The sequence below is a fragment of the Wolbachia endosymbiont of Atemnus politus genome (assembly GCF_013309895.1).
In genome coordinates this window covers 1-14,667 of record NZ_JAAXCS010000024.1, presented here as the reverse complement: position 1 = coordinate 14,667, position 14,667 = coordinate 1, and the positions used below count along the sequence as shown (strand labels likewise).

The 14,667-nt window shown below is 35.0% G+C and carries 15 protein-coding genes, 2 tRNA genes and 1 pseudogene; 14 read left to right on the top strand and 4 right to left on the bottom strand.

The genetic code is table 11. From position 1 onward, the window contains the following. Positions 1–48: 48 nt before the first annotated feature. Positions 49–783 (bottom strand): phosphoribosylaminoimidazolesuccinocarboxamide synthase, encoded by a 735-nt coding sequence (gene purC, locus HET73_RS02685; protein ID WP_174133980.1) that lies wholly within the window; start codon positions 781–783, stop codon positions 49–51. Between the two features lie 61 nt (positions 784–844). Here purC and trmD point away from each other — a divergent pair, with 61 nt between their 5' ends. Genes trmD through HET73_RS02660 form a run of 5 tightly spaced genes read left to right on the top strand, consistent with a single transcriptional unit; the run spans position 845 to position 4,193 of the window. Further along, positions 845–1,552, top strand: a complete 708-nt coding sequence (trmD, locus tag HET73_RS02680) for a tRNA (guanosine(37)-N1)-methyltransferase TrmD (protein ID WP_174132642.1) — start codon at positions 845–847, stop codon at positions 1,550–1,552. Next, positions 1,536–1,913, top strand: a complete 378-nt coding sequence (gene rplS / locus HET73_RS02675) for a 50S ribosomal protein L19 (RefSeq protein WP_174132643.1) — start codon at positions 1,536–1,538, stop codon at positions 1,911–1,913. Before trmD ends, rplS begins: the two co-directional genes overlap by 17 nt. 12 nt (positions 1,914–1,925) lie before the next feature. Further along, complete coding sequence (locus HET73_RS02670) at positions 1,926–2,132, top strand: hypothetical protein (protein WP_174133979.1); 207 nt, start codon at positions 1,926–1,928, stop codon at positions 2,130–2,132. Next, positions 2,133–3,383, top strand: a complete 1,251-nt coding sequence (locus tag HET73_RS02665; protein WP_174133978.1) for a PstA family ABC transporter permease — start codon at positions 2,133–2,135, stop codon at positions 3,381–3,383. It abuts the gene before it with no gap. Between the two features lie 3 nt (positions 3,384–3,386). Continuing rightward, complete coding sequence (locus HET73_RS02660) at positions 3,387–4,193, top strand: phosphoribosylformylglycinamidine synthase subunit PurQ (protein WP_174132645.1); 807 nt, start codon at positions 3,387–3,389, stop codon at positions 4,191–4,193. Positions 4,194–4,282: 89 nt separating this feature from the next. Here the strand turns inward: HET73_RS02660 and nuoF are convergent, their stop codons facing one another. Further along, positions 4,283–5,572, bottom strand: coding sequence for an NADH-quinone oxidoreductase subunit NuoF (gene nuoF / locus HET73_RS02655; RefSeq protein ID WP_174133977.1), 1,290 nt, complete (start codon positions 5,570–5,572; stop codon positions 4,283–4,285). 19 nt (positions 5,573–5,591) lie between these two features. Beyond that, a tRNA-Lys gene (locus HET73_RS02650) sits at positions 5,592–5,664 on the bottom strand. Between the two features lie 163 nt (positions 5,665–5,827). Between HET73_RS02650 and HET73_RS02645 the strand changes: the two genes are divergently transcribed. From HET73_RS02645 to HET73_RS02630, 4 genes are all read left to right on the top strand, one after another. Beyond that, positions 5,828–5,903, top strand: a tRNA-Ala gene (locus tag HET73_RS02645). Between the two features lie 174 nt (positions 5,904–6,077). Next, positions 6,078–7,730, top strand: coding sequence for a 30S ribosomal protein S1 (locus tag HET73_RS02640; RefSeq protein ID WP_174132647.1), 1,653 nt, complete (start codon positions 6,078–6,080; stop codon positions 7,728–7,730). Between the two features lie 22 nt (positions 7,731–7,752). Beyond that, positions 7,753–8,031, top strand: a complete 279-nt coding sequence (locus HET73_RS02635; protein ID WP_174132648.1) for an HU family DNA-binding protein — start codon at positions 7,753–7,755, stop codon at positions 8,029–8,031. 55 nt (positions 8,032–8,086) lie between these two features. Continuing rightward, the gene (locus tag HET73_RS02630; protein ID WP_174132649.1) at positions 8,087–8,404 is read left to right on the top strand and encodes a cell division protein ZapA; all 318 of its coding nucleotides are present in this window, start codon (positions 8,087–8,089) and stop codon (positions 8,402–8,404) included. On the opposite strand, the gene HET73_RS02625 is transcribed toward HET73_RS02630, so the two are convergent. Further along, a complete protein-coding gene (locus HET73_RS02625; RefSeq protein ID WP_174132658.1) occupies positions 8,382–8,657 on the bottom strand; it encodes a succinate dehydrogenase assembly factor 2 in 276 nt (91 codons plus the stop codon). The two genes, HET73_RS02630 and HET73_RS02625, sit on opposite strands and share 23 nt — an antisense overlap. Before the next feature lie 98 nt (positions 8,658–8,755). On the opposite strand from HET73_RS02625, the gene rseP reads away from it, so the two are divergent. The 5 genes and pseudogenes from rseP to HET73_RS02600 all read left to right on the top strand — a co-directional run. Next, positions 8,756–9,880 carry an RIP metalloprotease RseP gene (rseP, locus tag HET73_RS02620; protein ID WP_174132650.1) on the top strand — a complete coding sequence of 375 codons (1,125 nt, stop codon included), beginning with the start codon at positions 8,756–8,758 and terminating at the stop codon, positions 9,878–9,880. Between the two features lie 7 nt (positions 9,881–9,887). Next, positions 9,888–12,227 carry an outer membrane protein assembly factor BamA gene (gene bamA, locus HET73_RS02615; protein WP_174133976.1) on the top strand — a complete coding sequence of 780 codons (2,340 nt, stop codon included), beginning with the start codon at positions 9,888–9,890 and terminating at the stop codon, positions 12,225–12,227. Then, the gene (locus HET73_RS02610) at positions 12,228–12,788 is read left to right on the top strand and encodes an OmpH family outer membrane protein (protein WP_174132652.1); all 561 of its coding nucleotides are present in this window, start codon (positions 12,228–12,230) and stop codon (positions 12,786–12,788) included. Positions 12,789–12,799: 11 nt separating this feature from the next. Then, positions 12,800–13,240 (top strand): 3-hydroxyacyl-ACP dehydratase FabZ, encoded by a 441-nt coding sequence (fabZ, locus tag HET73_RS02605; protein ID WP_174132653.1) that lies wholly within the window; start codon positions 12,800–12,802, stop codon positions 13,238–13,240. A 28-nt stretch (positions 13,241–13,268) separates the two neighbouring features. Beyond that, a pseudogene (locus tag HET73_RS02600) lies at positions 13,269–14,667 on the top strand (FAD-dependent oxidoreductase); the annotation flags it as partial.

The following is a 14,667-nucleotide window of genomic DNA, read 5'->3' as shown; positions in this document are numbered from 1 at the left end:
TTCGGCTATCGATTTTATCTTTCAGCATTCAGGTAAACCTTTCTTGGGTTAGCTATAGTTCAGGTTGTGCAGAAGGTCTAATCTTTTTGCAACTTCCAGGTATGCTTCCTTTAAATCTCCTAGGTTTAAACGAAAGACATCTTTGTCTAGTTTTTTGTGCGTATTTTTATCCCACAACCTACAGCTGTCGGGGCTAATCTCATCGGCTAAGACAATTTTTGTATCATCGTTTATTAATCTGCCAAATTCCAGTTTGAAGTCGACTAAATCTATTTCTACATTTGAAAATAAGTCTATTAGAATTGTGTTGATCTTTAAGGTTGCAATCTTAACTTCTTCCATCTCTTTACGAGATAACCAGCCAAAATATAGTACGTGATTTTCATTTATCATTGGGTCAGCTAGATTGTCGTTTTTATAGAAAAACTCAATTATAGGGGATGTAATCCTCTCGCCTTCTTTTATGTTGAAACGTTTGCAAAAACTGCCGGCTGCGATATCTCTCACTACTATTTCAAGAGGTATGATTTTTAGTTTTTTAACTAGCTGTTCCCTTTCGTTTAGAGTTTTTATAAAGTGCGTGCCAATTCCTGCTTTCTCAAGTTTTTCCATGATAAAAGCACTAATAAAGTTATTGATTATTCCCTTGCCCTCAATAACTTTATATTTTTCTTTGTTAAACGCTGTGACGTCATCTTTAAAGTGCTGTATAATGGTTAATGGGTCTTTAGTTTCAATAATGGACTTGGCTTTACCTTCGTATATTATTTTATCTGGTAGCATATGTGATTTATTATAAGTATTATATTAATTTACTACCTAAGTTTACTACAAATTTGCAAAGATGTTCAATGTTATAATATTAACCATATTTCCAGAGATGTTTCCTGGATTCTTGAACTATTCTCTTGCTGGAAAAGCGTTAGGAAAGAAAATATGGAACCTTGAAGTAGTAAATATGCGTTTTTTTGCTAAAGATAAACATTTAACAGTAGACGATATTCCATATGGAGGTGGAGCAGGGATGATTATGCGCCCCGATGTGATTGGTGATGCAGTTGACAATGTGCTTTCTGCTCATAAAAATACTAAATTTGTTTATATGACTCCATCTGGCACAAAATTTAATCAGAGCATTGCAAAGGAATTAACAGAATTCCCCCATGTGACAATATTGTGCGGTCGATTTGAGGGTATTGACCAAAGAGTGATCGATGAGTATACTCCTTATGAGTTAAGCATTGGAGATTATATACTTTCAGGAGGTGAGCCAGCTGCGATGGTAGTTCTTGATGCATGCATTAGACTTCTTCCTGGTGTGGTAAATAATTACGATAGTATTGCTGAAGAAAGTTTTAGTTGCAGTGGTGGTATACTTGAGTATCCTCAATATACTAGACCTAAGCAGTGGAGAGAACATAAAGTGCCTGAAGTTCTGTTATCTGGTAATCACAAAAAAATAAGTGATTGGAGGCAGAAACAGTCTCAAGTTATAACAAGAAGGCGTAGGCCTGAATTATTAGATGGAGAGATAAATGACAAATTTACTTGAAAAGTTCAATAAGCAACAAATGAAAGTGTTAGCTAAGGAAATGCCAGAATTTCGTCCTGGCGATGATTTGAAGGTCACTTTTAAGATAGTTGACGGTGTAAGTGAACGTATACAGATATTTGAAGGTGTGTGCGTATCAAAGAGGAATCGTGGATTACATTCTTCTTTTGCGGTTAGGAAAGTGAGTCATGGAGAAAGTATAGTATCCCAATTTTTTGTTTATTCTCCTGCATTAGTTTCAGTACAAGTAACAAGAAAGGGAAAGGTTCGTAGAGCAAAGCTATATTACCTATGTAAACTATTTGGAAAAGCTGCGAGAATAAAAGAGCGTACTACTTACAAAAGCGATAAATCTAAGTAGGTCTAATAGAAAATGGTGTTATCCAAGTGCCTTTTTTTCCTGTCATCCCAGTGTTCCGACACTGGTTCTGTACAACCTCATCAAAAAAGCTTTTTTAGCATGACTTTAGCTCATCAGCTCGGAAAATTTCTGGATTCCAGTGTCAGTTACTTGCATGACACCATTTGTTGTCCTTCACAAAAGCAAATGTTCAACACTGGAATGACAAAAGAAAAGTAAATGAGCATAAAAACAAAATTCCTTAAACTGCTTCAGTCTAGGCGTGTACACGCTCGCATAAAAAGGAAAAATAAAAGAAATAGGACGCTGTGTCTCTGTTCTTTCATGACGTTGGTTATTTCGCTTGGTTGTCCTATATGTATATTACTGAGCATATTAGTTAACTCTTATAGTGCCTTAACAGTAACGAAAATCTTATTACCGATTGAAATAAATGCTGATTTTGCTTTGACAGATGATCCTAGTGATTTGCGAGATAAATCTATTAACTTGCTCAATGATTCTCTACGCAAAGTGTTTGAAGGGACTGATTTCAAAAGTAGTGACGAAATTTTAAGTCGTAACTCTTACAAGGAACTAGAAAATTTTTTTTGTAAGAAAGTGAAATATAGTGGTGAATATGAAATCTGGTTTACTGCGTCAAGTATAATCAACTCAATAAATAAGAATAAGTATTTTAACAATCATTATGCTAAATTACTCTCTTTACTAAAAGAAGAAGGGAGAGTGAAAAAATTCTTTAACAAGTCTTTATTTCTTAAATCTGACTCTATTGAACCTGAAAACGCAGGAATTTTAGGAGCATTTATTGGCTCGTTGATGACGATTATGGTATGCCTAGCTTTAGCATTACCAATAGGAGTTATGTCGGGTATCTTTCTCCATGAATTTATGCCAAAGAATAGTATAGTAACTAACATTGTAGAGGTTAGCATAAATAATCTTACTGCAGTACCTTCGATAATATTTGGTGTAGTAGGCTTAACCCTCTATCTTGGCATATTTGGGTTACCGCGTTCTTCACCTCTTGTTGGTGGAATGACTCTTTCATTTATGATGTTACCTAATATTATAATTGCAACAAAAAATGCCTTTGAAAACATTCCTATTACAATAAAAGATGCAGCTTTTGCTCTTGGGGCGCCTCACATCAAGGTGATATTAGATCACTCTTTACCAATTGCATTACCGAGGATAATACACGGTACTATGCTTGCAGTTGCAAGAGTTTTAGGTGAATCTTCTCCTTTACTTATGATAGGCATGGTAGCGTTTATTGCTGATACTCCTACATCCCTTTTCGACCCAGCGACTGTTTTACCTGTACAAATATACATATGGTCGAGTAGTCCTGAAATCGCATTCATCGAACTTGCTGCCATTGCAATTATGGCTCTATTGATAATGTTGTTTGTTCTGAATTTAGTAGCAAATTTTGTAAAAAGGAAATTCGAGTTTTTTAATTTTTAATTCATGAAAATTATTGTTTTATCTGGTTATGGCTTAAACTGTGAAAAAGAAACTGCATTTGCATTTATAGAATGTAGCAGAAAACTTGGTATCAGCAATATAGAAGTAAAAATCGTTCATATTAATGAAATTATAGATAATCCAGGTGAACTAAAATCAAGTGATATACTTGCGATTCCAGGGGGTTTTTCCTACGGTGATGACACTGGTGCTGGTAATGCGTTCGCTTTGCGCATTAAAAACAACTTGTTAGACGAATTTCAAGATTTTTTATCTCAGGATAAGCTTGTTATAGGAATATGTAACGGTTGTCAAATATTAGTGAAGTTAATTCCAGAATTCTCTAATTTAGCTTTAATACGTAATGATATAGGTAATTATCAATGCCGTTGGATTAGAGTGAAAGTTGACCCACGCAGTGATTCTGTTTGGTTACGAGATCTAAATGAATTGTATCTTCCTGTTGCTCATGGAGAAGGCAAGTTTTTTATGAGTCAGGATATTTTGGATCAATTGATTGAAAGCGGTTCCGTTGCGCTACGTTACATCGATGAGAATGGTACCTATGCCAATTTACAGTTTCCTTGTAATCCTAATGGCTCTATGTATGATTTGGCGGCTTTATCAGATAAAAGTGGTAGAGTACTAGCTTTGATGCCTCATCCAGAGAGGGGAATATTTTTTACTCAGCAGGAAAACTGGCCACTTGAGAAAGAGAAATACAAACGCTCTGGTGCTGCTGTACCAAAATATGGTGATGGAATGCTTATATTTGAAAATGCATTGAAGTATTTTGCACAAGCATTATAGTATACTACACAGTAGCACGTTTTTCTACCCATAAGAACAGTAAATGCTAAAAATCACTTCTCGTCAGCCCTTTTACCATAATAATGGAACTAGCAAGTTTTTATATTTAATTCGTTTCTATGGTTCGCCCTCTCTTCGATTACATGGCGGAAATGTTTGATTAATCCTTGAACTGGCCAAGCTGCAGCATCACCAAGTGCACAAATTGTATGCCCTTCTATTTGAGTTGTAAGATCAAGTAGCTTATCTATTTCACCAGGCTTAATTTCTCCTGTTACCATCCTTTTCATAATTCTCCACATCCATCCAGTACCCTCGCGACACGGTGTGCATTGCCCACACGATTCATGCATATAAAAGTGCGATAACCTCTCTATTGCAGCTATTACGTCGGTTGACTTATCCATCACTATTACAGCAGCAGTACCAAGCCCTGACTGCACAGCCCTTAATGAATCAAAATCCATCTCAACAGTATCACATATAGACTTTGGAATTAATGGCACTGAAGACCCACCAGGTATTACAGCAAGTAAATTATCCCAACCTCCTCGCACTCCACCTGCATATTTTTCAATTAATTCACGTAGTGGAATTCCAAGCTCTTCTTCAACATTACACGGGTTATTTACATGCCCTGAGATACAAAAGATCTTAGTACCAGTATTATTTGGTTTGCCAAGAGAAGCAAACCACTCCCCTCCACGGCGCAGAATATCTGGAACCATGGCTATAGTTTCAACATTGTTTATCGTGGTTGGACAGCCAAAAAGCCCAACACCTGCAGGAAATGGAGGTTTCATGCGAGGGAAGCCCTTTTTCCCTTCGATTGATTCAAGCTGAGCCGTTTCTTCTCCACATATGTAAGCTCCTGCACCCCTGTGGATAAACACGTCAAGGTCATAACCTGATTTGCAGGCATTTTTTCCAATCAGGCCTCCATCATAGGCTTCCCCAAGTGCTTTTTTTAAAACTAAATACTCATTGTAAAATTCACCTCTGATGTAAATATATGCAGTTGACGCACTGATCGCTTTGCCAGCTAAGAGAATACCTTCAAGCAACTTATGTGGCTCATACCGCAATATATCTCTGTCTTTGCATGTACCAGGTTCTGACTCATCTGCATTGACTACTAAATATACCTGTTGCTCTTTTAAGGAATTTTTGGGCATAAAGCTCCACTTAAGGCCAGTGGAAAATCCTGCACCTCCTCGACCTCTTAAGCCAGATTTTTTTACCTCATCAATAATTTTCTCTGATCCAAAATCTAGCAATTCTTTTGTTTTTTGCCAACTACCACGTTTTTTTGCACTCTCAAGTAGTGGGGTTTCTTTACCACTTAGATTAGTGAATATTCTGTCTTGTTCCTTCACCATGGTTTTCGAGATCCCAAAGTGATCCCGGCGCGAATCGAACGCGCGACCCACTGATTAAAAGTCAGTTGCTCTACCGGCTGAGCTACGGGATCATTTCATTTTTTAGCTACACTAAACATCAATACACTTTTTATCCGTTTTAATCAAACTAAAATTTTCATATGTACAGAATCTATGCACTATAATATAGTTTCTTGACAATAGCTTAGTACTTCTTGTATTCTAGCCTAGATTAGTTTATCCTCATGAGCAACTGGGGGCATAGCTCAGCTGGTAGAGCATCTGTTTTGCACGCAGAAGGTCAGCGGTTCGATCCCGCTTGCCTCCACCAATACGAGTCTTATAGCGCGCCACAAGACTCATTACAGTGGTCTACTCTAATTAGCCATATTCTTTATATTGGATAATCTTCAAAGACACGTTAATGAGTTAACAAAAAACTGCTTGTAACTAATTGTTAATATTATATAATGTATTGTTTCTAATAAAGTTTAAATTGAAAGCTATGAATAATAATGATCTAGGTGTAAATCTACCAATAAGCATCAAAAAACTATCATCAAACAAGTTCATAGAAGAGATATGTCAAGGTCAGTTTGAAGATCAAGGTAATATTTTATTTGAAGATTCTTTTATTAATAAAATTAAGGAAGGAGATGTAGTAGAAGGTATAATTACACGAGTAAACCCTAACGACGTTGTGGTTGATGTTGGCTTAAAGTCTGATGGGAGAATTCCAATCAAGGAGCTCGGCTATAACGACGAGATTGCTATTGGTTCCAAAATTAGAGTTTATGTAGAAAGAATTGAAGATTATCATGGCAATGTAGTTCTTAGTCGTGAAAAAGCGATTAGAGATGAAAAATGGCATAAACTGGAAGAAGATACAGTTACAAAGGCTGAAGTAAGTGGGGTTATTAAACGTTCAATTAAATGTGGTTTTATTGTTGATCTTGGCGATGGGATAAGCGCCTTTTTACCGCTGAGTCATGTAGATTTGAAGCAAGTAAAAGATGCTAAGCACCTTATTGACACTGAGCAAAAGTTTATCGTGCTTAAAATGGACAAGAAACAGGGTAACATTGTAGTATCAAGAAAGCTGGTACTAGAAAAATTGCATGCTGGTGAAAAAACTAAGTTTTTAGAGTCCTTAAATGAAGGTGATGTAATAGAAGGAAAAATAAAAAGCATTACTCATTACGGCGTATTCGTTGGTATCCATGAATCAGATGCAGTGGGAGTCATAGATGGATTATTGCATATTACAGATATCTCTTGGAGTAGAGTAAGCCATCCATCTGCAGTTTTTGCTTGTGGTCAGACCATAAAAGTTAAAATTATAAAAATAGATAAAGAAAATGCGAAAGTTTCCCTAGGCATAAAGCAGCTAGAAGATAACCCTTGGCAAGATGTGGAGTCAAAATATCCAGTTGATAGTGTGCATAAGGGTCATATAACAAGCATAGAAGATTATGGATTATTTGTTGAACTTAGGCCTGGAATTGAAGGTTTAGTGCACTCATCGGAAATAACTTGGGTTAAGAGCAATTTGCCAGTTAGTAGTCTCGTAACTAGAGGGCAAGAAGTATCTGTCAAAATTCTCAGTATCGACACTATTAAGAACAGAATGAGTTTGAGTATGAAAAGGTGTGTTGATAACCCCTGGCAAGTGTTTATCAATAAATACCCTCCTGGTTCTATTGTTTCCGGTAAAATTAAGAATAATACCAGCTCATATATATCTATTACCTTCGATGATCGCGGAGTAGACGAAAATGTGGAAGGGACAATTTATGTGCAAGATCTAAGTTGGTCTAAAAGTGGTTCAGAGGAAATAAAAAAGTATAATGTAGGCGATACAATAGAAGCAAAAGTAATAAGGGCTAACGTGAATCGAACAAGAATTTACCTTGGTATAAAGCAAATAGAATATGATCCTCTCATAGAGCTAATAAAGAAAGTCAAGGTAGGTGACAAAATGCAGGCTATTGTAGGTAAGAGAGAAGATAGTGGGTTAGTTGTTGAAGTTGAGAATGATGTAGCTCTCTTAATAGATCAAGAGCACCTGTCAGAAAATAAAAAGTTCTCTATATCAGAAAAAATAGAAGTTGAAGTATTGGGTGTTGAAAAATATAATATAATACTATCCGCTAAATGATTGTAACTTTAGCTTCGTGTAAATGGCAACGAAATCTAATATAATAACAAAGGTAGCAAAGAGGCATCCTCTTTTAGATAAGGTGGTCATAGCAGCTATAGTCAATAGATTTTTTGAGGTACTTTCAAGTGCATTGGAGCACCATAATAGAGTTGAAATTAGGGGGTTTGGTTCTTTTTCAATTAGAAGTTATAATTTAAAAGAAACAAATCACTTGGTATTACAGCAGTTTGCAAAGAATCAATACTTTAAAACGTATTTTCGTAGCAGTAAAAAATTATCTGATTTAATAAATGAATAAAAACTTGTTGTAAATAAGATGGAAGTGAGTTAGCACTGAAAATTTTTAGCATTGTATGCAAATAGTAGAAATAGTTATACGCAGTAGTACATATAAAATATCTTGCGAAAGCGGAAAGAAGGATCACCTATTGTATCTCGCTAATAGCTTTGACAAGCTAGTTAGCTCCATATCTTACAAAACTGGAGGTAAGGGCTCGGACGCATTAAATTTCCTACTTGCAGCACTAACTCTTGAGGATAAAGTTTTAGAGTTAACAAAAAAATTGGATGAAATAAATCAAGAACGTGAAAAGTGCAGAAACGAAAAAAGAACAGAATACGTCGAAGTATTAAATAGGGTAAACAAGATTATTGAGCACATAAAGGATTAGCTTCAATAAAACAGGTAATCAAGTTCATTATTTTACTATTTACATTGGAAGGAAGGTCTGTTTTGCGAGTTATGTAACAATATAATTTATAATCATCAAGATCAACTATTTTTTCATATTCAATTAGTTCATTTAGGGAAAATTTATCAAGGTACTTTAGCGCAAAATACCCTAAAAGTATATCGGTTTCTTTACATCCTCTATGCCAGCTCCTATACATCAATTTTCTTCTTAACAAAGAGATATCTGTCATTGTCATTAAACTTTCCTTAATTTAAAGGTTAAATTAAACACTTGTCAAGCGAAGCACATTTTAATATACTTAATATTTTGTTAAAATCTAAAATACAGGTGGAATTAATTTCTAATCTTATCCATCAGTTTGGCGATGGGATATATTCTTTCGTATCATTTTCCTTAATCATCTCTGTTATAGTGTTTGTGCATGAGTACGGACATTATATTATTGCCAAAGCGTGCAAAGTTAAAGTTGAGTCTTTTTCTATAGGCTTTGGTCCTGAAATCTTTGGTTTTCATGACAAGTCTGGAACTAGATGGAAGTTAAGTGCCATTCCACTGGGTGGTTATGTTAAAATGTTAGGGGATAGCAACGCAGCAAGCGTCCCAACTGATCAACAAGAACTTACTGAGGAAGAAAAGTTGTATTCGCTTCATACAAAACCACGATATAAAAAAGCAGCAATAGTTTTCGCAGGACCATTTGCAAATATGGTACTAGCTGTTATAGCTTTTACAATATTTTTTAGCATAGCAGGCTATTATCGCACTCCACCGGTGATTGGAAGTGTAATCGAGGGTAGTGCAGCAAAGCAAGCTGGTCTACTGTCAGGTGATGTTATTACACAGATTAATGAGTATAAAATAAAATACTTTGAAGATATTTCACGTGTGATGATGTTAAGTCCTGAGGCAAAAATGGAAATTAAATATAGTAGAAATAACGAGGAATATAGGACTACCCTAACTCCATTAACAACTGAGGATAAAGATGTTTTTGGCGAAAAAATAGAAAGAAAAATTATAGGAATTACTTCAGTCAATATAGCAGAATCAAAGCAGTCATCTTTTCTTGGAGCTGTGAGCCTGTCAGTAAGTGAAACTTACCACACTATGTGCTTAACAATCAAAGCTCTCTTGCAAATTATCATTGGTAAGAGGAGTATAAATGAAATAGGTGGACCGATAAAAATTGCAAAATATTCAGGGCAATCAGCTAAAAAGGGATTTACTATGGTTTTATATTTCATGGCAATTATTTCAGCTAATTTAGCTGCAATTAATTTGCTACCAATTCCACTGCTAGATGGTGGACATTTATTTCACTATATTGTAGAAGCAATTATACGTAGAGATTTGAGTCTAAAATATCAAAAATACACGGCTACTTTCGGTGCTACCGTACTGTTCTTGCTGATGGCAATTGCAATCTCAAATGATATAAGGCATCTTTTTTAAGATAAATATGAGAAAGCTATTTTACATATTAATAGTAATTTTTATTTCTGTTCCTACCCTACTTGTTGCTTTAGAGAATGAGGAAAAAACTCAGATAAAGAATATCAAATGTATAGGTAATGAGCGAGTCGGCAGTCAGACAATAAAGTTTTATACAAAGCTAGAACCTGATAGCTATGTGAACGATGACGATATAGATTCGATCACAAAAAGCTTATATAAAACAAAGTTATTCGCCAGTGTTAACGCTTACATTGACGATGAAAAAAACTTGGTGATAAAAGTTCAAGAAAATCCACTGATTAATAAGATAATACTAAAGGGCAATAAGCTATTTAAAAGCAAAGAACTGCTAAATAACGTGATTCAGTCAAAACCTCTGACCATTTTTGCTGAAACAAAATTGCAAAATGATCTATTGAACTTAGTCACAGCTTATAGAAATAATGGTAAGATTGGCGCTAAAATTGAATATGAGTTGAATAAGCTTGATGGTAACAGGGTTAATTTAGTCTTTAAAATAAAAGAGGGTAAAACATCCAGAATTAAGGATATAAGATTTATAGGTAATAAAAACTTTTCCGAAAACGAGCTAGAGCAAGCCATTAAAATGCAAAGTAATGATGTATTTAATAAGTTATTCAGAGCCATCTTTAAAGGTGGGGATCATTATTCACCGCAGTACTTGTTAATCAACGAGGAATTGCTTGATCGCTTCTATTTGTCTCATGGATATATTAACAATAGTATTCAGCCAATTGCTGAAGTTGATAATAATAATCAAGTGGTGTTAACCTTTTTGATTGATGAAGGACAGCAGTATTTATTTGGAAGTAATAAAATTGATGTTGAAGCTAAAATTCATGATCCAAATCTAAAAGAAGAGATATTGGGCCTGATAGCTGAAAAAAACAACAAAGTATTCGATAAGGTTAAAATTAGTAATGCAGTAGAAAAAATAAACAAGTATTTAAATGAGAGAGGATATATATTTGCAAAAGTTAATCCAGAATACACACAACACGGCAATATTGTAGACGTAACTTACAGAGTGCTGCCAGGTAAAAAGATTTATGTAAATCAAATCACAATCGATGGTAATGATCGCACTTTAGATAAAGTAATCAGAAGTAAACTCAGTATAGCAGAAGGTGATGCGTATAATACATCTGAGATTCAAAAGTCGCGTAGAAAATTAATCGGTAGTGATTTTTTTGAAACAGTGAAAATAAACAGTTATGCGATTAACGATAATGCAGTGAATCTTGACTTAAGTGTTAAAGAAAAAAATACTACCTCATTATACTTAGGAGGAGGAGTATCTTTTCCCGGTGGAGCATTTTTTAAAACTGATTTTAAAGATCGTAATTTATTTGGCACCGGAAAAGAATTCTCTTTCGCCCTTGAGAAAAGTCAATATGTATTCTCTACTGATCTAGAGGTCATTGAAAATAATTTTAATGATTCTGATACATCACTAGGTGTAGGCATATTCTATGAAAAACAAGATAAGCCGAACACTACTTTTGACAGTTGCGACATGGGATTTTTTACAAAATTATCATACAGAGTCACAGAAAACTTAACTAATTCCCTCCGCTACTCTTATAAGTATAACCACATACACTTGGATAATAAGGGTGGAAAGGACGGTGATATCCCTAAAATAATACGGGACCGAGAAGGTGAATATCATATTTCATCGGTGGGATATACATTAGCATATAATAAGCTGGATAACTTCTATGTTCCACAAGAGGGGTATTTATTGCGCTTGAGCCAGGACGTATCAGGATTGGGAGGAAACATAAATTTCCTCAAATCTGAATTTTTATCTTTTTATACACATCCTATATTGAGCAAAATTAATGATGACATAACGCTACGCTTTAAAATGGCAGCAGGTCATATTTTTTCTTATACCGATGAAGATTTAAACATTGGCCAGCACTTTTTTAAAGGTGGTAATGAGATTAGAGGGTTTGACCTTTCTGGCATTGGACCAAGAGCAAAAGATAACAGCTCATTAGGAGGCAAAACCTATTTTAATTTAACACAGCAAGTGGATTTCCCATTACCCAAATTATATGATCATATAGGTATCAAAGGTTCATTATTTGTTGACTACGCAACACTTTTTGGTTTAGATGATAAAGGTAAGGAATATGAGAAGGGTAAGGACTATAACGATAGCAAGCTTGTGAGAGTATCACCCGGCTTTGGTTTTTCGATGCCTTCTCCTTTTGGTGGTAGATTTAGATTAGATTTTGGCTTTCCTTTAGTCAAAGAACCTTATGATATAATACCATCATCGAATATTAAGTTTTCTATTGAAGCGGGGATTTAAATGAAACATACACAATTACTTATATCAGTTATTGCCTTAGTTATTTCGTTGTTTGCAGGCTATAAAGCTGTAAAACATCAACCTCAGAGTGCATTTAACGTAAAAGTTGCGATTATCGATAGTGATAAAATTATTAATGAGTCTCTTGCTTTGCAAAATATACAACAACAAATAAAAGAGCAAAGCTCTAAACTTCAGCAAGAGTTTGAAAGTGAACTAGAAAAATTCAAGCCTTCAAAAGAAGAATTTGAATTGTTGTCAGAAGAGGCAAAAAAAGAAAAGACAGAGCAATTTAACAAGCACGCTGTCAGCGCTAGGGATAATTACACTAAAAAAATGTCACATTTAGAAGAAAGCTATAAAGATGCAGTAGAGAGCATTTTTAACAAGATAAAAGAAACTACTAAAGAAACCGCAGAAAAAAACAACATAGATTTGGTACTATTTATTCCAAAGAAAAACCAAGTTTTATACTCTATGGATGAAGTTGATTTATCAGATGTGTTATTAAAAAATATAAACAAGGAAATGCCAAAATTTACTTTGAAAGACATTAACTAGGCTTGCTTTCAATGCAGTTTAATATCAATGACATTATAAAAATACTACCACATTCTTATCCATTTCTCTTAGTAGACAGGGTGATAGAATGTGATCCGGGTAAAAGTATAAAAGCAATTAAAAATGTGACTTTTAATGAGCCGTTTTTTATTGGCCACTTTCCTGGCCATCCAATAATGCCAGGAGTTTTAATAATCGAATCTCTGGCTCAGGCATCTGCAATATGCGTTCTCGGTAAAGAAAGTCAAAGTACAATGAAAAATAAAGTTGTTTACTTTATGTCCATTGAAAATGCAAAATTCAGAAAGCCAGTTACTCCAGGAGACACGCTGGTTCTGCAAGCTAACATTAAAAATGCACGTTTGAGTGCATGTAAATTTGAATGCTTTGCATATGTTGGTGAAGAAAAGGTTGCAGAAGCAACAATTTTAGCTATGCTGCAGAACACATAAAATTTTCATCTGTGAAAGGCGCTGTATAATGCAGCTAAATTTTAATATTTCATTTCCAAATCTATACACTCTCAATGGATTAATAAAACTGGACGAGACATTTTTACATTATATCAAATCACGCGATGAAAATTTATTTTGTTCATTGATTGAAGTGAGAGAGGTGTTGTCCCAGTGCTTGACACTGGAACAATCAATGTCAGCCACCCAAATGACAGATAGCCAGTTGATTATAGATCTTTCGTATTTACTGGATGAATTTATTGCAAAGCTTTTCAATATTGAAAAAGAAATAGAAGAGCTAAAGAAAAAACACAACGACTTTGCTGTAATGTATAAATGCAAAAGGTTGTTTGTTCAGCGCTACGCGTTGAAGAAATACGCTGATACAGCAAATATAGATGTTACTAACGAACTAAATCGCTTTTTCACTTTACCAATAACAGAAAAAAACTTTGCCGAGCAAGTGATGTATTGGTTTGAGGATAAAGAGCATCACAAAGAGGAAATAGAACTTGCAGCACAGTATGCAGCATGGAGAGTGAAAAATAAACAGAGTATACTCTTTAGTACCCACAGAAAAATTGATCATGAAAATCTCGTGTCATTCTCTAAAAAAAAAGTAGACGGAGTCGAAGCTCTGTATTCAAATAAAGTAAAAAGACGATATGGTTTTGATCTAACAAGTGAAAAAGTGAGTTTAGATAAAGCATTAGACAGTGCTCACTACTGCATATTTTGTCATAAGCAAAATAAGGATAGTTGCTCGAAAGGATTAACCAATAATGACAAAACCTTCAAAACGTCCCCACTCAAAGTTGAACTGCACGGCTGCCCACTAGAGCAGAAAATATCAGAAATGAATTTGGTGAAAAGCGAAGGGTACAGCATAGCCAGTCTTGCAATTGTGATGGTGGACAATCCGCTATGTGCAGCTACTGGACACAAAATATGCAATGACTGCATGAATTCGTGCATATATCAAAAACAAGAACCCGTGAATGTGCCGATGGTTGAAACAAGAGTTTTGAATGACGTGCTCAGTTTGCCATACGGATTTGAAATATATTCTCTGCTTAGTCGTTGGAATCCTTTAAATTTTCAGCGGCCATTGCCGAAAGAAAACACTGGCAAAAACGTTCTAGTTGTAGGTCTTGGCCCTGCAGGATTTAACCTATCTTATCATTTGTTGAACGACGGACATAATGTTGTTGCCATTGATGGATTAAAAATTGAGCCTTTGAATGATAGTTTCCAACCGATTAAAGAGTTCAAATATGCAAAATTGAGTGAACGCATAGCCGATGGGTTTGGTGGAGTGGCAGAATACGGTATTACTTCTCGGTGGGATAAGAATTACTTAAAGATTATCAGGTTATTACTAGAAAGATGTGAGAATTTCGCACTCTATGGGGGCATCCGCTTCG

Excerpts from the sequence above, each read along its gene's own strand:
- purC (WP_174133980.1), bottom strand. The coding sequence starts at position 783 with ATGCTACCAGATAAAATAATATACGAAGGTAAAGCCAAGTCCATTATT.
- HET73_RS02670 (WP_174133979.1), top strand. The coding sequence starts at position 1,926 with ATGGTGTTATCCAAGTGCCTTTTTTTCCTGTCATCCCAGTGTTCCGAC.
- HET73_RS02610 (WP_174132652.1), top strand. The coding sequence starts at position 12,228 with ATGAAACATACACAATTACTTATATCAGTTATTGCCTTAGTTATTTCG.
- nuoF (WP_174133977.1), bottom strand. The coding sequence starts at position 5,572 with ATGGTGAAGGAACAAGACAGAATATTCACTAATCTAAGTGGTAAAGAA.
- fabZ (WP_174132653.1), top strand. The coding sequence starts at position 12,800 with ATGCAGTTTAATATCAATGACATTATAAAAATACTACCACATTCTTAT.
- HET73_RS02660 (WP_174132645.1), top strand. The coding sequence starts at position 3,387 with ATGAAAATTATTGTTTTATCTGGTTATGGCTTAAACTGTGAAAAAGAA.
- HET73_RS02640 (WP_174132647.1), top strand. The coding sequence starts at position 6,078 with ATGAATAATAATGATCTAGGTGTAAATCTACCAATAAGCATCAAAAAA.
- HET73_RS02635 (WP_174132648.1), top strand. The coding sequence starts at position 7,753 with ATGGCAACGAAATCTAATATAATAACAAAGGTAGCAAAGAGGCATCCT.
- HET73_RS02630 (WP_174132649.1), top strand. The coding sequence starts at position 8,087 with ATGCAAATAGTAGAAATAGTTATACGCAGTAGTACATATAAAATATCT.
- rplS (WP_174132643.1), top strand. The coding sequence starts at position 1,536 with ATGACAAATTTACTTGAAAAGTTCAATAAGCAACAAATGAAAGTGTTA.
- trmD (WP_174132642.1), top strand. The coding sequence starts at position 845 with ATGTTCAATGTTATAATATTAACCATATTTCCAGAGATGTTTCCTGGA.
- bamA (WP_174133976.1), top strand. The coding sequence starts at position 9,888 with ATGAGAAAGCTATTTTACATATTAATAGTAATTTTTATTTCTGTTCCT.
- HET73_RS02625 (WP_174132658.1), bottom strand. The coding sequence starts at position 8,657 with ATGACAGATATCTCTTTGTTAAGAAGAAAATTGATGTATAGGAGCTGG.
- HET73_RS02665 (WP_174133978.1), top strand. The coding sequence starts at position 2,133 with ATGAGCATAAAAACAAAATTCCTTAAACTGCTTCAGTCTAGGCGTGTA.